Genomic DNA, 14613 nt, shown 5'->3' with positions numbered 1-14613 from the left:
AATCGATGGTGATACTCGAACGACGAACACGCGGCTCCGTCAAGAGCCCCGGTCGTCTTCCTGAGTCTTGATGGTAGGAAGCGGCTTGTTTTCCCAGCCTTCCGGAACCCGCATCCTTAGGGCGCGGATATGTCGTGCATCAGCGTCCAGAACGCGGAATTCGAGGCCGCTTTCATGGGTCAGAACCTCGTCCCGGGCCGGGACATGTTCGGCCAGACGGAACACCAGCCCGCCCACCGTTTCGATCTCGGCTTCGCGTTCGGCATCCGTCAGGACAGCGCCGAGCCGCTCCTCAAGTTGCCGCACGGGAAGGCGGGCGTCGATATCGAAGGACCCGTCCGGACGCTCAACCCACATGGTCGTCACCGGGTCGTCATGTTCGTCCGAAATATCGCCCACGATGGTCTCAATCAGATCTTCGATCGTCACGAGGCCGTCGATGCTGCCATATTCGTCAATGACGAGCGCCATATGCATCTGACGCTGACGCATCTGGAGCAGCAGGTCCAGCACGGGGATCGTGGGCGCGATCATTAGTGGCTGACGGAGCAGCGGACGGATGTCGAAGGCGTCCGGCTCGCCGACATAGGCGATCAGGTCCTTCACATGGATCATGCCCGCGATATCGTCGAGCTGGTCGCGATAGACCGGAAGGCGGGAGTGGTTTTCCCGGCGCATCAGATCCAGCGCTTCTTGAAAAGGCAGGGCCTCGGGCATGGCAATGATGTCTGCACGCGGGATCATGACGTCATCCGCCGTGATGTCGCGCAGACGCAGCACGTTCATGATGAGGGCACGTTCCTGCCGGTCGAGTTCGGGCTCGTCGCTGGAATCCTCAGTCGGCTGGCTGGCTTCATGAACAAGCGTCGCGATGGATTCGCGCAGGCCCTGATCGCGGTTGCGGCGGTTAAACAGTCCGAAAATTCCGCGTGAGGAGCGGCTTTTTCCCGACTCTTCCGATGAGCGGTCGTTTGTATCGTCACTCATATCCGGACACTCCCCGCCATCTGCCCATTGCCCTGCTGCCATGGATCACCAAAGCCGAGGGAGCGTAACGTCCGGGTCTCGATCCCTTCCATCTCCCGGGCTTCACCGGGATGGTGATGGTCGTAACCGGCGAGATGCAAGGCGCCATGCACCACAAGATGCGACAGATGCGCCTTCAGTGAGCGTCGTGCGGCATCTGCTTCGCGTCGGACGGTCTCATAGCCCAGCACGATGTCTCCGCCATGCTCCGGCGAAAGCGGCTCGAACGTCAGGACATTCGTGGGCTTGTTCTTGTCCCGGAAGCGCGCATTGAGGCGCTTGACGATCCTGTCTGTTGCCAGAAGGATCGAAGGGGCCGGAGACTGCGTGAAATCGGGGCCACCCTGACGGGCGACCGCGACGAGGGCGCGCCGGATTGCGCGCTCCGTTCCCGGCACCGAGGCGCGCCAGCGCGCGTCCTCGATAATGATGTCAGTGCCGGCGTGTCGACTTGGAGGTTCCATTGTTTTCCCGGCGCAGCCTGTTCCGGAACAGGTCCCGGGGGGCTGGCGCTTTCTGTTCATAAGCATCGACGATACGGGCAACCAGCGGATGGCGCACCACATCTTCGGAAGAAAAACGCGTTATGCCGATTCCCTTGATGCCTTCGAGGGTCTCGACCGCTTCGCGCAGACCGGATGATACACCATTCGGCAGATCGATCTGACTCAGATCGCCGGTAATGGCCATGCGTGTGCCTTCGCCCATGCGGGTGAGGAACATCTTCATCTGGGCTGCGGTCGTATTCTGGGCTTCGTCCAGAATGACGTAGGAATGAGCGAGTGTGCGTCCGCGCATGAAGGCGAGGGGGGCCACTTCGATCTCACCCGTCCCCATGCGGCGTACCACCTGATCGCCCGGCATCATGTCATGCAGGGCGTCATAGAGCGGGCGCAGATAGGGGTCGATTTTTTCACGCATGTCGCCGGGCAGGAAGCCGAGGCGCTCACCAGCTTCGACGGCCGGGCGGGACAGCACAATCCGGTCCACCTGTCCCGCGAGCAGCATGCCAACGGCCTGTGCGACTGCGAGATAGGTCTTGCCCGTGCCCGCCGGACCGATCCCGAACACCATGTCGGTATTGGCCAGCATTTCCATATAGGCGGCTTGACCGTGCGAGCGCGGCGCGATCACGCCACGTTTGGTCCGGATGGCGGGCAGATCCCCGAACGGAGTGGCGGGCATATTCTGCGGTTTACCGTTGGTTTTTTCCGGACGGCGGGGCGCGTTGCCGCGCGGGTGCTCCTGCGCAGCTGGACGCGCCTGTCGTGTATCGACCGGCCGTTCGGCGCGGCTTGGGAGGGCCGTCAGACGAATGACGCCATCGACCTGAGAGGCATCGATCGTACCGCCCTGTTCGAGCTGGTTGTACAGCGCGATGATGGCCGCCTGCGCGCGCCCGACCGTGTCTGTTTCGCCGGAAATGGCAATCTTGTTGCCACGACAGGACAGCTTGACGTTGAACCCTTCCTCCAGCCGGACGAGATGCCGGTCATGGTCTCCCAGCAGGCGCTGGAGCAGGATGTTGTCGTTGAAACGCAAGGCAACGGTGCGGTTGCCTTCGGAGCCACTGCTGGTGGCGACGGGACGGGTCGGGTGCGTTGTCAGCAAGCGGAGGCTGTCTCCCGGATCAGGGTGCCGCCCAGAGAATTGGTGCGGCGTGTGGTGATGGCGACCTTGACGGTGGAGCCGATCAGATGGTCGGGGCCGTCGAAGTGAACGGGCTGGAGGTAAGGCGAACGTCCGGCGATCTGCCCCGGCTTGCGGCCCCGGTTCGTCACCAGGACTTCCTGCACCGTCCCGACCATGTCGGCATTGAAGGCATCCTGCTGTTCACGCAGAAGTGCCTGCAATTCAGCCAGACGACGGTTCTTTACGTCCTCAGGCACCTGCATCGGCTGGCCTGCGGCAGGCGTGCCGGGACGGGGGGAATAGGTGAAGCTGTAGGCCATGGCGAAACCGATATCGCGCACGAGCTGCATGGTCGCTTCAAAATCCTCTTCCGTCTCGCCAGGATGACCGACAATGAAATCGGAAGACAGGGCCAGATCAGGGCGGGCTTCGCGCAGCTTGCGGACGCTCTCGCGGTATTCATCCGTCGTGTGACCACGGTTCATGGCCTTGAGGATCCGGTCCGAGCCGCTCTGCACCGGCAGATGCAGGAACGGCATGAGCGCCGGATTGTCCCGGTGAGCGTCGATCAGGCTCTGATCCACGTCGCGGGGATGGGACGTCATGTAACGGATGCGGCCCAGACCGGGTATCTGCGCGAGTTGCTTGACCAGCCCCGCCAGTGTCGCACTTTCGCCGTTGCCGTCATCGCCGTGATAGGCGTTCACGTTCTGCCCGAGCAGCGTAATTTCCCGCACCCCGCTCTCTGCCATCCGCCGTGCTTCGGCCAGAACAGAGGCCACCGGACGGCTCGTTTCTGCGCCACGGGTGTAGGGCACGACGCAGAAGGAGCAGAACTTGTCACAGCCTTCCTGAATGGTGAGGAACGCCGTGAGATTGCCCTGCGTCTGCGGGGCGGCATCTGTTGGCAGGAAATCGAATTTCTGCTCGACCGGAAAATCCGTCTCGATCACAGCGCCACCCGCACGGGCTGCACGGGCCACCATTTCGGGCAGTTTGTGATAGGTTTGCGGGCCGAGAACCAGATCGACATAAGGCGCGCGGGAGAGAATGACCTCGCCCTCGGCCTGCGCAACACAGCCTGCCACCGCGATGATGGTGCGATCCTGCCCGTTGCCGATCCGCTCGTCTCGGATCTTGCGCAGGCGCCCGAGTTCGGAAAAGACTTTTTCGGTCGCACGTTCGCGGATGTGACAGGTGTTGAGGATGACCATGTCCGCATCTTCGGGGCGCTCGACCGGGCCGTATCCCAGCGGACGCAGGACATCGGCCATGCGCGCGCTGTCATACACGTTCATCTGGCAGCCCCATGTAATGACATGAAGGCCACGCGGAGCCTGTACGGCGGGCACGGGGTCGGAAGAAGCGGGCATGGCTAGGGAATTCGGGGTGGTGGTCAAGGTCTCGGTCCGGGAATGGCAGAATCAGGCACACACATCGGGGCAGACAACCTCGGGGTCAAGCCTGTTCCGGGGAACGGCAGGCCGGGCGCAACGAGCCGACGGATGATCAGACGGGCCTGAATGGGTAATACCACCTCCGGACACGAAAGCTGGGTCGCCACCGTGTCATGATCCGAAAGTGGCTTGGAGGCAGGCTTCAAGTCAAGACAAACCTGATGACAGATCCGACTGTGGAGCGCATTTCAGGCTCCGGCAGCTTTGGGGCGGGCACGGCGGAGGTCTGCTGCGCCGGTATTAACGGCCTCGTACGTCGCGCGCGACAGGTCTTTGCGGGAGAGGAACTCATCTGGCGTGATCGGTTCATGCAGCATCAGGGACGCCCCCATGGTCCGCCATTGCCCGAAAGACCAGAGATGTGGCGCAAGATCCATGTCACCATACCATGAAAACACGTTCCGGCGGCTTCGCCCGACAGGCAGCCCCTCAAGACTGTCATAGACGACGGAAACGGGCTGGATCAGGACGGGCGGCGCTTTGGGCAGGCCGACTTTCTCCAGACGCCCGGGTTTGGCGACCGCGAAGAACGACGACAGGAAGGGCAGAACGCGTGAGCCGTCCGATGAAGTGCCTTCGGGGAACAGAACAATATCGTCCCCGTCCCACAGATGCGCGGCCATTTCCTGAAGTTCGCGACCAGTGTCCTGACGGTTGCGGCTGACGAAAATGGTGCGGGCCAGACGAGATGCCGTGCCGATGAGGGGCCACTTGCCGACTTCGCCTTTGGCGACGAACACGACCGGAAGCTCGCTGCCGATAATAGCGATGTCCAACCAGGAGCAATGATTGGCGACGAAGACCACCGGACGCTTGCCGTTACGGACATCCTTTGCCGTCCGTACACCCCCCGCGCTTTGGCCGAGGACTTTTATCCTGATGCCCAGAATCCGGCACACGCCTCTCCAGAAGACACGCGGCATCATGATCTTCAGCCGTCCGGGCAGACGCACCAGAATGGCCTGAAAGCTGCATGCCCAGAACGTCCAGATCAGGACGAGAGACAGGCGGAGCGCACAGCGCAGGCGGCTGTAGAAGGACGTGGACGTCGTCGACTGAAAAGCCGGAAAGGCGGCATTTTCATCCACGACGGGACGGTTGTGACCGCGTCGGCTCTTCGGGGTCTTGGCATCACGATGGGACATGGGTGCTGAGTGATACGGTTTTCGCAGGGACGACACAATCTTGTTTGTTTCCACGCCTCCATACAGAGCGTTTTTCCGGGCTGTCTCTGCCCGGGAGGGCTTGACAGGGAGCGCCGTGCAAGGTTCCTCGGACTATGCAGTCCTGTCCTTCGGTCTGCGCGCCCGTATCCGGCTTTCACAGGTCGGAAATGCCCTCAAGACAGATTTTCAGGACGCACGGTGAAGTCAGGCCGCCGCTCAGTTTCTTATTCTGTGTCAGTCGTGTCGATGTCCTGCATGCTGGGCGTCGTAACGGTGTTCTGCGCGCCGTTGCCCCTGCATGCGAAGGCATCCAAAGCGGCGACGCCCGCTCAGCCGGTTTCAGATGGCACCTCCGACCCCGCCATCCCCTATACCGTGACACTGACCCCGACGAAGCATCCGGAGCTGGATGCCGCAATCAGCGCATCGTCCCAGCTTCAGTCGCTCCAGACATCTCATGCCGTCGGGGCGTATGCGCTCGCCGGGCGGATCCGCGGCGATTACGACCGGGTGAATATCGCTCTGGAATCGCAGGGCTATTATGCGGGTTCCGTGCAGATCAGCGTCAAGGTCGGGGCACAGGACGTGGACGGAAAAAACCCGTCCCTGCCTGATATTCTCAAGGCTCTTAGGAAGAACCAGAAAGTCGCCATCACGATTTCCACCACGCTCGGGCCGCGTTTCAGTCTTGGAAGCATCGCGCTGCTTGCACCACCCGAGAAAGCTGCAGTGCCGACCCCCGCAACAGGTGCTCCGGTAGCGAAAGCACCTGTTGCGAAGACTTCCGCGTCAAAAGCCAAAACCCCGACGGAGGCAGATCCTGCGACTGCCGCTCCGGTGACATTCGCGCAGGCAGTTGCGCAGTCCCAGCCCGTCACGCTCACGCTGGATGAGCGCAAGGCGTTTCCACTGTCTGCGGGGCAGCCTGCGGTGGCGGAAACCGTTCTGGCCGCACAGAACACACTGCTCAACCAGCTTCAGGAAAACGGCTATGCGACTGCAAGTGTCTCGACGCCGCTGGCGTATCTAGAACCCCAGGCACAGAAGCTCGACATCGTGTTCCGCGTGCAGCGTGGGCCGAAGGTCGTGATCGGCCCGATCGGAATGACGGGTCTGGTTCATACCAACCAGAGCTTTCTGCGCAACCGCCTGGAACTGCGGGAAGGGGAGCTTTATCGCCCGTCCCGGATCGAGGCAGCGCGGCAGGATCTGGCAAGTACGGGCGTGTTTGCGTCCGTACAGGTCAGCAATGCCCCGCCAATCATTACCCTTCCGCCCAGCCGCACCCTGATGCCCGGCATTCTTCAGGCGATGCCGATTGATTTCAGCTTCAAGGAAGCCAAACGGCGTACATTGTCAGCCGAAGTTGGATATTCGACCGATCTCGGTGGCCGTCTGGGTGCAAGCTGGACGCATCATAATCTGTTCGGAAATGCCGAGCAGCTAAAACTGACGGCTCTGGTTACAGGGCTTGGCGGCTCCGCGCAGCAGGGTCTGGGCTATGATGTGTATGCGGATTTCATGAAGCCGGATTTCCTGTCCAAGGGGCAGAATCTGAGCGTGCGCCTCGAAGGGGTGCGCCAGCTTCTCTATTCGTACCACCAGACCGCTATCATCGCGCGAGCGGGGCTGAACCGTCATGTTGGGAAGTACTGGAACCTCTCGGGCAGTCTGATGGGCGAGCAGGAACAGATCAAACAGTTCGGTGACACACGCAGTTATTTCATCGTTGCAGCACCCCTGAACGCGACATTCGACAACACGCGCCTCACCAATCCGATCGACCCGGCAACCCATGGCGTGCGGGCATCGCTGTCCATCACGCCCTCGGAATCGCTGGAAAGCGGCTCGACGTTCTTCACGCTTCTCTCCGCGCAGGCCTCGACCTATTTCGATCTGCACCATCTCGGGATTTCCCGCCCCGGCCGCAGCGTGATCGCGGTCAGAGGCATCGTCGGCTCCGTGCAGGGCGCATCCACCTATCAGATCCCGCCTGATCAGCGGCTCTATGCTGGTGGCCCGGCGACGGTGCGCGGCTTCCGCTATCAGGGCGTTGGGCCGCAATATGGTCGAACGAAATATGCAATAGGCGGGACGTCCATGGATGCGGGGAGCGTCGAGTTCCGCCAGCGTCTACCGATGAATCTTGGGGTCGCTGGGTTCGTGGATGCCGGCCAGGTCGGGACGGGATCGCGGCCAGGGCAGGGAACGCTCCGGGTCGGATATGGTGGTGGCGTGCGGTATTTCACGCCGATCGGGCCAATCCGCGTGGACGTGGCACTGCCGATGAACCGCCCGCCGCAGGGCGATAAATGGGAACTTTATTTTGGCCTCGGGGAGACGTTCTGATGCGGGTTCGCAAGGTTCTTCTCCGCGTCGCGGCCGGCTTGGTCATCGTCCCTGCCGGGCTGGTGGTCGTGGCGGTTACGGGAGTTCTGATCGGGATCAACCTGCCTGCTGGCCAGCGGCTGATCGAGCAGAAAATTGGTCCGCTGACAGGCGGCATGGTCGAGATTTCCGGGCTTTCGGGTTTTATACCGCAACATCTGGCGGTGACGAAACTCCTCATCAAGGATGAGAAAGGCCCCTGGATCGAACTGGACAATGCGGATCTGCGCTGGTCGCCGCTGTCGCTGCTGCATCTGGATGCAAAGATTACAAATCTGAGCGCGTCACGTGTGGCCGTTTTGCGCAAAATGGTGTCTGCTCCGGACACCACGCCCGCGCAGCCGACACCCGCCAGTACCGCGCCGTCAAAGCTGCATCTGCGGGTCGATCTGGCATCGCTGCATGTCGGGCGGCTGGAAGTCAGCCCGGATTATACCGTCACCCCGGCCGTCTTTTCAGCGGACGGACACGCCCATATCCACAGCATCGCGCCATTTCTGGACGGCGTGACGATGCGTACGCTTCCGGTCATGGACATCGCACTGGCCCTGAAGCGACTGGATCAGTCGGCGAATCTGGCCCTCAATGTCCAGACGCCCAAAAACCGCATCGCGGTGGGCGTGCGGTATCAGGAAGGCGAAAACGGCTTCGCCACCACGCTGGGCCAGATGCCGCAGCTTGATCCGCTGGATCTGCACCTGAATCTCAATGGGCCGCGCACGGCGGCGGTGCTGGATTTCGGTCTGGGTGCGGGGCCGGTGAAGGCTGTCGCCAGCGGGACGATGAACCTTTTGAGCATGACCGCGGACCTGCATGTGAAGGCGGATGCGCCGTCCATGACGCTGCGTCCGGGCATTGCATGGAACAGCATCGCGCTGGACACGGATCTGCATGGCCCGCTCATGGCGCCGAACGGTCAGGGCGTGCTGGATATCGATGCCTTGACCGCCGCAGGAACCGGGATCGGGCACCTGCATGCCCGGTTTGACGGTGTGGAAGGCGCACGCCCTGAGGACACGACCGCTCATCTGGCGGCTGTGCTGGATGGTCTGCGTATTCCCGGGTCGCAGCCCACACTTCTGGCGGCCGCGCCGCTGACGCTGGATGTTCTGGCGCATCCGCTGGCGGCCTCGGTCCCTGTTGTGGCCAAGCTGGATCATCCCCTTCTGCACGCCGCCGCAACGGCGGATCTAAAGCCTGCCCCGAAAGCTCAGTTCGACCTTGCTTTGCCGGATCTGCACCCGCTGGCGGCAATGGGCAGCACGGATCTGAGCGGCACAGCCGGACTGCATGCCGATTTTGCCATGCCGGTGACGAAACAGGATGACCTGACGCTGAAAAGCACAGGAACGCTTGCGATCACTGGCGGCCAGCCGCAGGCCCTGAACCTGATCGGCAGAAGAGGCACATTCTCGCTTGATCTGGCGAAATCTCCGGAAAACATTCTGACGCTGAAGAGCTTTGCGCTGGATGGTGCGGTTCTGCACATGCTGGCGTCGTCCGTGATCGACATGGCGCATGGCAACCGGATGCAGACGAAGGCCTCCGTCCAGCTTCCGGATCTTGCAAAGGCCAGCCCGGCCATCCTTGGCAATACGACACTGACAGCGACCGCCGATGGCCCGACCGACGATCTGACGGTCAAAGCTGATCTGAGCGGAGAGTTCGGCACGAAAGACGTGGCGAAAGGTCCCGTGGCGCTCCATGCCGACGTCCAGCATCTGCCGTCTCATCCGGCAGGCGTGCTGACGGCCAAGGGGACGCTGGATCATGCGCCGCTGGTGCTGGATACCGCGTTTCAGCAGGACGACGCAGGGGCCTATCATCTGGATCTCAACACGCTGGACTGGAACAGCCTGAGCGGCAAAGGCAAACTCCGTCTCCCCAAAGGGGCGAAGGTGCCGCTCGGGGATCTGGATGTCTCGATCCGCAATCTGGGCGATTTCCGCCGTCTGATCGGACAGGCGATTTCCGGTCATCTGACGCTGGGACTACACACGACGGAGACAGAAGGCGCGCCGCCTGTCGTGAAGGTCGGGCTGGACGGAATGCTGGCGATGGCGGATGCCGCCGTCCAGTCTCTTAAGGTCAGCGGGACCATCGCAAACCCGATCGACGCCCCCGAACCGTCCTTGGTGCTGTATCTCGCTGGACTGCGCTATCAGGCTATGACGGGCAGGGCGCACGCCACGATCAAGGGACCCCAGACCGCGATGGCGATCGCGCTGAACGCGGCCTTCCAGAACGTCATGGACGCCCCGGCCAATATCGATACCGCACTTGTTCTGAATGTCCCTGAAAAGACCGTGCACCTTGGGCAACTGACGGCTCTGGTCAAGGGGGAGAGCCTGCGTCTGAGCCGCCCCGCGGTCGTGTCGTTCGGGGACAGGATGGGCGTGGATCATCTGGTGGCGACCCTCGCGCCGCAGGGTGTGGCACCTGCCACGGTCGATATTGCGGGAACACTCAAACCCGCACTCGCGCTCACAGCGCGTCTGGATCACATCACGCCTGCCATCGCAAAACCTTTTGCGCCGGATCTGTCGGCAACGGGTACGATCTCTCTGAACGCAAAACTCGGCGGTACGCTGAACGCACCAACCGGAACGGTCTTGCTGAATGGCCGTGATCTGCGAATGAAGACCGGTCCGGCGGCATCTCTTCCAGCGGCGCAGATTCTGGCGAATATTGGGCTTGCGGGACAGTCCGCAAAGGTGGATGCAACGTTTGGCGCAGGCCCGTCCGTCGCGCTGGCGGTCCGCGGAACCGCACCGCTCTCCAAAACGGGCGCGATCGCCCTTGCCACCACAGGGCATGTCGATCTGTCGGTCGGAAATGCTGTTCTGGGCGCGAACGGTATGGCTGCGGCTGGAAAAATCGGCATTAACCTCAATGTTGCGGGGACAGCCTCGCAGCCCCGGGCGTCAGGTCAAATTGCGCTGGAGAACGCCTCGTTCGACAACTACGCGCAAGGCGTGCATCTCAGCCGGATCAACGGGGCACTCGTTGCTGCCGGTGATACGATCAACGTCAATCACATCATCGCCCATGCAGGCCCCGGAACGATCACGCTGGACGGCACTGTCGGTGCTTTCCGGCCCGATCTGCCCGTCGATCTTCACATTACCTCCGACAAGGCCCGTCCTGTATCCAGCGAGTTGCTGACCGCGACGATCAATACCGATCTGCACATCCATGGTCAGGCCACGACGCGGCTTGATGTGGACGGGAAGGTCAATATTCCCAACGCGACCGTCAATATTCCGAATTCCATGCCCGCCTCCGTGCCGCAGCTTGACGTGATCCGTCCGGGGCAGAAGCCAGCGTCCGGGACGGGATCGAGCCTGATCATCGGACTGGGCGTGGACGTGATTTCGCCCGGTGAGTTCTTCGTACGCGGACATGGCGTGTTCGCCGAAATGCAGGGGCGTCTGCGGGTGCGTGGCACAAGTGCGGAACCTCTGATCAATGGTGGTTTTGATCTCAAGCGCGGCAATTTCAATCTGGGCGGCATCAACCTTAATTTCACGAACGGTCGTGTGGCGTTCAACGGCTCGGGCGTGAACCACAAGCTTGATCCGACGCTGAATTTCCGGGCAGACCGCAATGCCAGCGGCACGCTCGCAAGCCTTCTGGTCACAGGGTATGCCAGCGCGCCGAAACTGGATTTTGTTTCTTCGCCTAGTCTGCCGCGCGATCAGGTTCTGTCCATTCTGCTGTTCGGAACGGACACTCATTCGCTCTCCACCACGCAGCTTGCGGAACTGGGCGCGGCGGTGGTTCAGCTTGCGGGCGGCTCGGCTTTCGACCCGCTGGCCAAGGTTCAGAACCTGCTGGGACTGGATCGTCTGGCTGTTGGTGGCGGCAGCGGTGTCGATAACGGGGGCACCAGTGTCGAGGCCGGAAAATACGTGATGAAGGGAGTCTATGTCGGCGCCAAGCAGGCGACATCCGGTTCGGGCACGCAGGCTCAGGTACAGATCGACCTGACGAAACGGCTGAAATTCAACACGACGGTTGGAACGGGTGGTCAGGTCACGGGATTCACGACGCCGGAGAACGATCCCGGGTCGAGCATCGGCCTGTCCTACGGCTACAGCTACTGAGGTCCGGGTTTCCGGGTAGAAACGGCGTCTTCAAGAAGCCGTTTGACCCGCTCTACAACGTCCGACCAGTCCTGAAAGCGGGTCTGGCGGACGATCCGCATCTGCGGATACCAGGGGGTATCGTCTCGCCCGTGCAGCCAGCGCCAGCAGTTGTTGATGCGGTCCATCATAATGACGGGTTTGCCCAAACCCCCCGCCAGATGAACGGCTGAGGTATCAACCGAGACGATGATGTCGAGGTTCACCATCAGGGCCGCCGTGTCATCCATCGTGTGACATTCGGGCATGACATTCACCAGCGACCCCGGAAAATCCGGGATCTGTTCGGCAGGGGTATCTTTCTGAAGGGAATAGAAGCTCACACCTTCAATCCCTGCCAAAGGCGCAAGCTCCGAGAGCGGCATTGAGCGCTGGCGATCCACCATAAGCGCCGCCGTATCTTCGGGCCGTGCCGCACCAGCCCAGACCAGTCCAACTCTCAGCTTGTGATCGTCCTGAAACCGCTGACGCCACGCCTCGGCTTTCTGCCGATCGGCACTGAGATACGGGACGGGCGCGCCCATGGCGTCCGGCGTTCCCGAAAAGGCACGGGGCAGGCTGATGAACGGACAGTGATAGTCATACTCGGGCGTCTCACCCCCGAACTGCACTTCCGAGACCCCAGCCACACGCTCGCAGATCGCAGCGAGCGTTTCCGTGCCCCAGATATGGATAATGGCGCCCGTGCGGGCGAGGGGCGGGATGTAGCGCAGATACATGAGCGTATCGCCTAAGCCCTCTTCCTGCGTGATGAGAACGCGCTTGCCCCTCAGGTCCAGCGACGGAGAAATGTTGGGCAGCAGGCGATCCAGCGGTATGCTGGTATGGCCGGGAAGGCCAAAGCGCCATTCATGCTCGATCCAGCCTTGTGCCATGCGTCCGCTTTTGAGCATGGTGATGGAATGGTTCAGACGCAGGCGTGGATCCTGGGGCGCCATCGGGACCGCTTCCCGATAAAGATTGGCTGCTTCCTCCATTCGACCCATGCTGCTGAGGATGCAGGCCATGTTGCAGAGCGGCTCCCAGTCCTCCGGGTCCGCGTCCCGCAGACGGGCCATGACCGAAAGCGCGCTGTCGAATCGGCCGGTTTCCGTCAGGAGTAAAGCAAGAAGATTGAGAGCACCGGGATCATTGGGGCATCTTTGCAGGCTCAGCCGCAGGAGAAGTTCAGCCTCATCGAACCGCGCAAGCTGGATCAGGACGGCGGCTCCGGCGTTCATCAGGCGGAAGTCGTCTGGTTTCCGTTTACGGCAGATTTTCAGAAGCGGAAGGAGGTCGTCTCTCCGTCGCATGGCAACGGCTTCGTCCATCAGAAGGGAGATGGCGTGAGGCCCCGCGTTGGCGCTGGCCTGTTCAAGCTCTACCGCACAGTCCTGATAACGGCGCAGATGGAACTGTGCCCGTGCCCGTACATAATGCAGTGCCGGAATTTCGGCTGCGCCATCGGAGGGAAGATACGCGATAGCCAAAGCTTCTTCGGGCGCGCCGCGGGTCATGGCCTCTTGGGCTTTGATCAGGCGGTCTGACGGGCTGGACTGACTCTCCTCGATCATCGGGGCCGGATTGTCGAGGGCGGGTCTGTCCAGACTGTCGGACATACGGATCTCCTAATCCGAGGCCACTGATGTCATATCCACGAGAGCCTCTAGAATGCTTGCTAACGTATAAGGCTTCGAGATGAAACGATCCCGTGCCGGATCGCCGGAGGTCTCGTTCCGACGCATGTCGCCGTGACCGCTGATATAGATGACCGGAAGGTCCGGCCAGCGTTCACGGGCCGGATGGATAAGCGTCATGCCATCCCCGTCGGGAAGGGTCATGTCGGCCACAAGGGCATCGAGCTTCGGCTCTGCCGCAATGATGGCGCGGGCCTCGGCGCAGTGATCCGCTTCCCTGACTGTCAGGCCGTTGTCCAGCAGGAATTCCGCCAGACAGGTCCGAATGAGGAAATCATCTTCGATCAGCAGAACGGTCAGGGATGGGGGCATCTGGATTATGAGGACCAGTTCTTTTCAAAGTCGCCGTAGAGGGTCAGACCGCCATCGACATACAGGGTCTGACCCGTAATGTAGGTGCTGTCCTCAGCGGCAAGAAAGGTGACGGCGTCCGCGATTTCGCGGCTTTCACCAGGGCGCTTCATCGGGATATGGCTCGAAACGGCTTTGTACTGCTCAGGATCGTCGACCCAGGACATGTTGATTGGCGTCACAATGGCGCCCGGTGCCACAGCATTCACCCGGATGCCGCGACCGGCATATTCCAGCGCCAGCGTTCGAACGATATTGCCAACTGCGCCCTTGGAAGCGGAGTAGCCAAGATAATGCGGTTTGGGGATGGTCTGGTGAACGGAGGAGTTCACGATAATCGCGCCCTTGATACCGTTTTCCAGCCAGTAGCGCAGGACTTCCCGGCAGGGCAGCATCACGCCCGTGACGTTGACCGCCATCACACCTTCGAAATCTTCGAGTTTGATGTCTTCTGATGGAGACGGAATCTGATAGCCCGCATTGCACACCAGAATGTCCAGACCGCCCATGGCCTTGATGCTGTCAGCAACCAGACGTTTGACGTCGTCTTCCTTGGAAATGTCACCCGTGGCGAGTGCGTGCTCTCCACCAGAGACCTTAGGCAGCTTTTCGCGCACAGCGATCAGCTTGTCTTCCTTGCGGCCGTTGAGAGCGACCTGCGCGCCTTCTTCGGCAAAGCGAAGCGCGGTGGCCTCGCCAATTCCCTGGGATGCCCCGGTGACGAGGACTTTCTTGCCGGCAAAACGGTCTTTGTAAGGGGCAGGCATGGGGC

At 61.5% G+C, this 14613-nt stretch carries 10 protein-coding genes; 2 read left to right on the top strand and 8 right to left on the bottom strand.

The window, feature by feature from the left end; translation table 11 throughout:
* Nucleotides 1–39: 39 nt before the first annotated feature.
* From HKD21_RS07875 to HKD21_RS07855, 5 genes are all read right to left on the bottom strand, one after another.
* Nucleotides 40–987, bottom strand: a complete 948-nt coding sequence (locus tag HKD21_RS07875) for a hemolysin family protein (RefSeq protein WP_194255159.1) — start codon at nt 985–987, stop codon at nt 40–42.
* Nucleotides 984–1490 carry an rRNA maturation RNase YbeY gene (ybeY, locus tag HKD21_RS07870; RefSeq protein ID WP_062030263.1) on the bottom strand — a complete coding sequence of 169 codons (507 nt, stop codon included), beginning with the start codon at nt 1488–1490 and terminating at the stop codon, nt 984–986. The genes HKD21_RS07875 and ybeY overlap by 4 nt, the downstream gene beginning before the upstream one ends.
* On the bottom strand, nt 1459–2637 hold the full coding sequence (locus tag HKD21_RS07865) for a PhoH family protein (RefSeq protein WP_194255158.1): 1179 nt from the start codon (nt 2635–2637) through the stop codon (nt 1459–1461). The genes ybeY and HKD21_RS07865 overlap by 32 nt, the downstream gene beginning before the upstream one ends.
* Nucleotides 2631–4031: a tRNA (N6-isopentenyl adenosine(37)-C2)-methylthiotransferase MiaB gene (miaB, locus tag HKD21_RS07860; RefSeq protein ID WP_194255157.1), complete on the bottom strand. Its 1401-nt coding sequence runs from the start codon at nt 4029–4031 to the stop codon at nt 2631–2633. The genes HKD21_RS07865 and miaB overlap by 7 nt, the downstream gene beginning before the upstream one ends.
* Before the next feature lie 272 nt (nt 4032–4303).
* The gene (locus HKD21_RS07855) at nt 4304–5260 is read right to left on the bottom strand and encodes a lysophospholipid acyltransferase family protein (RefSeq protein ID WP_194255156.1); all 957 of its coding nucleotides are present in this window, start codon (nt 5258–5260) and stop codon (nt 4304–4306) included.
* 267 nt (nt 5261–5527) lie between these two features.
* Between HKD21_RS07855 and HKD21_RS07850 the strand changes: the two genes are divergently transcribed.
* Both HKD21_RS07850 and HKD21_RS07845 read left to right on the top strand, forming a co-directional pair.
* The gene (locus HKD21_RS07850) at nt 5528–7630 is read left to right on the top strand and encodes an autotransporter assembly complex protein TamA (protein WP_194255239.1); all 2103 of its coding nucleotides are present in this window, start codon (nt 5528–5530) and stop codon (nt 7628–7630) included.
* Nucleotides 7630–11775: a translocation/assembly module TamB domain-containing protein gene (locus HKD21_RS07845; RefSeq protein WP_194255155.1), complete on the top strand. Its 4146-nt coding sequence runs from the start codon at nt 7630–7632 to the stop codon at nt 11773–11775. Before HKD21_RS07850 ends, HKD21_RS07845 begins: the two co-directional genes overlap by 1 nt.
* Here the strand turns inward: HKD21_RS07845 and HKD21_RS07840 are convergent.
* Genes HKD21_RS07840 through HKD21_RS07830 form a run of 3 tightly spaced genes read right to left on the bottom strand, consistent with a single transcriptional unit; the run spans nt 11769 to nt 14608 of the window.
* Nucleotides 11769–13412, bottom strand: a complete 1644-nt coding sequence (locus HKD21_RS07840; protein WP_194255154.1) for a tetratricopeptide repeat protein — start codon at nt 13410–13412, stop codon at nt 11769–11771. The two genes, HKD21_RS07845 and HKD21_RS07840, sit on opposite strands and share 7 nt — an antisense overlap.
* A 9-nt stretch (nt 13413–13421) precedes the next feature.
* Nucleotides 13422–13802 carry a response regulator gene (locus HKD21_RS07835; RefSeq protein ID WP_194255153.1) on the bottom strand — a complete coding sequence of 127 codons (381 nt, stop codon included), beginning with the start codon at nt 13800–13802 and terminating at the stop codon, nt 13422–13424.
* Nucleotides 13803–13807: 5 nt separating this feature from the next.
* Complete coding sequence (locus HKD21_RS07830) at nt 13808–14608, bottom strand: SDR family NAD(P)-dependent oxidoreductase (RefSeq protein WP_194255152.1); 801 nt, start codon at nt 14606–14608, stop codon at nt 13808–13810.
* Nucleotides 14609–14613 lie beyond the last annotated feature (5 nt).

This window comes from Gluconobacter cerevisiae (assembly GCF_015244675.1).
GTDB classification, from domain to species: Bacteria; Pseudomonadota; Alphaproteobacteria; order Acetobacterales; family Acetobacteraceae; genus Gluconobacter; species Gluconobacter cerevisiae.
The sequence above is the reverse complement of the archived record's forward strand: the minus strand, read 5'-3'. Positions and strand labels throughout refer to the sequence as shown.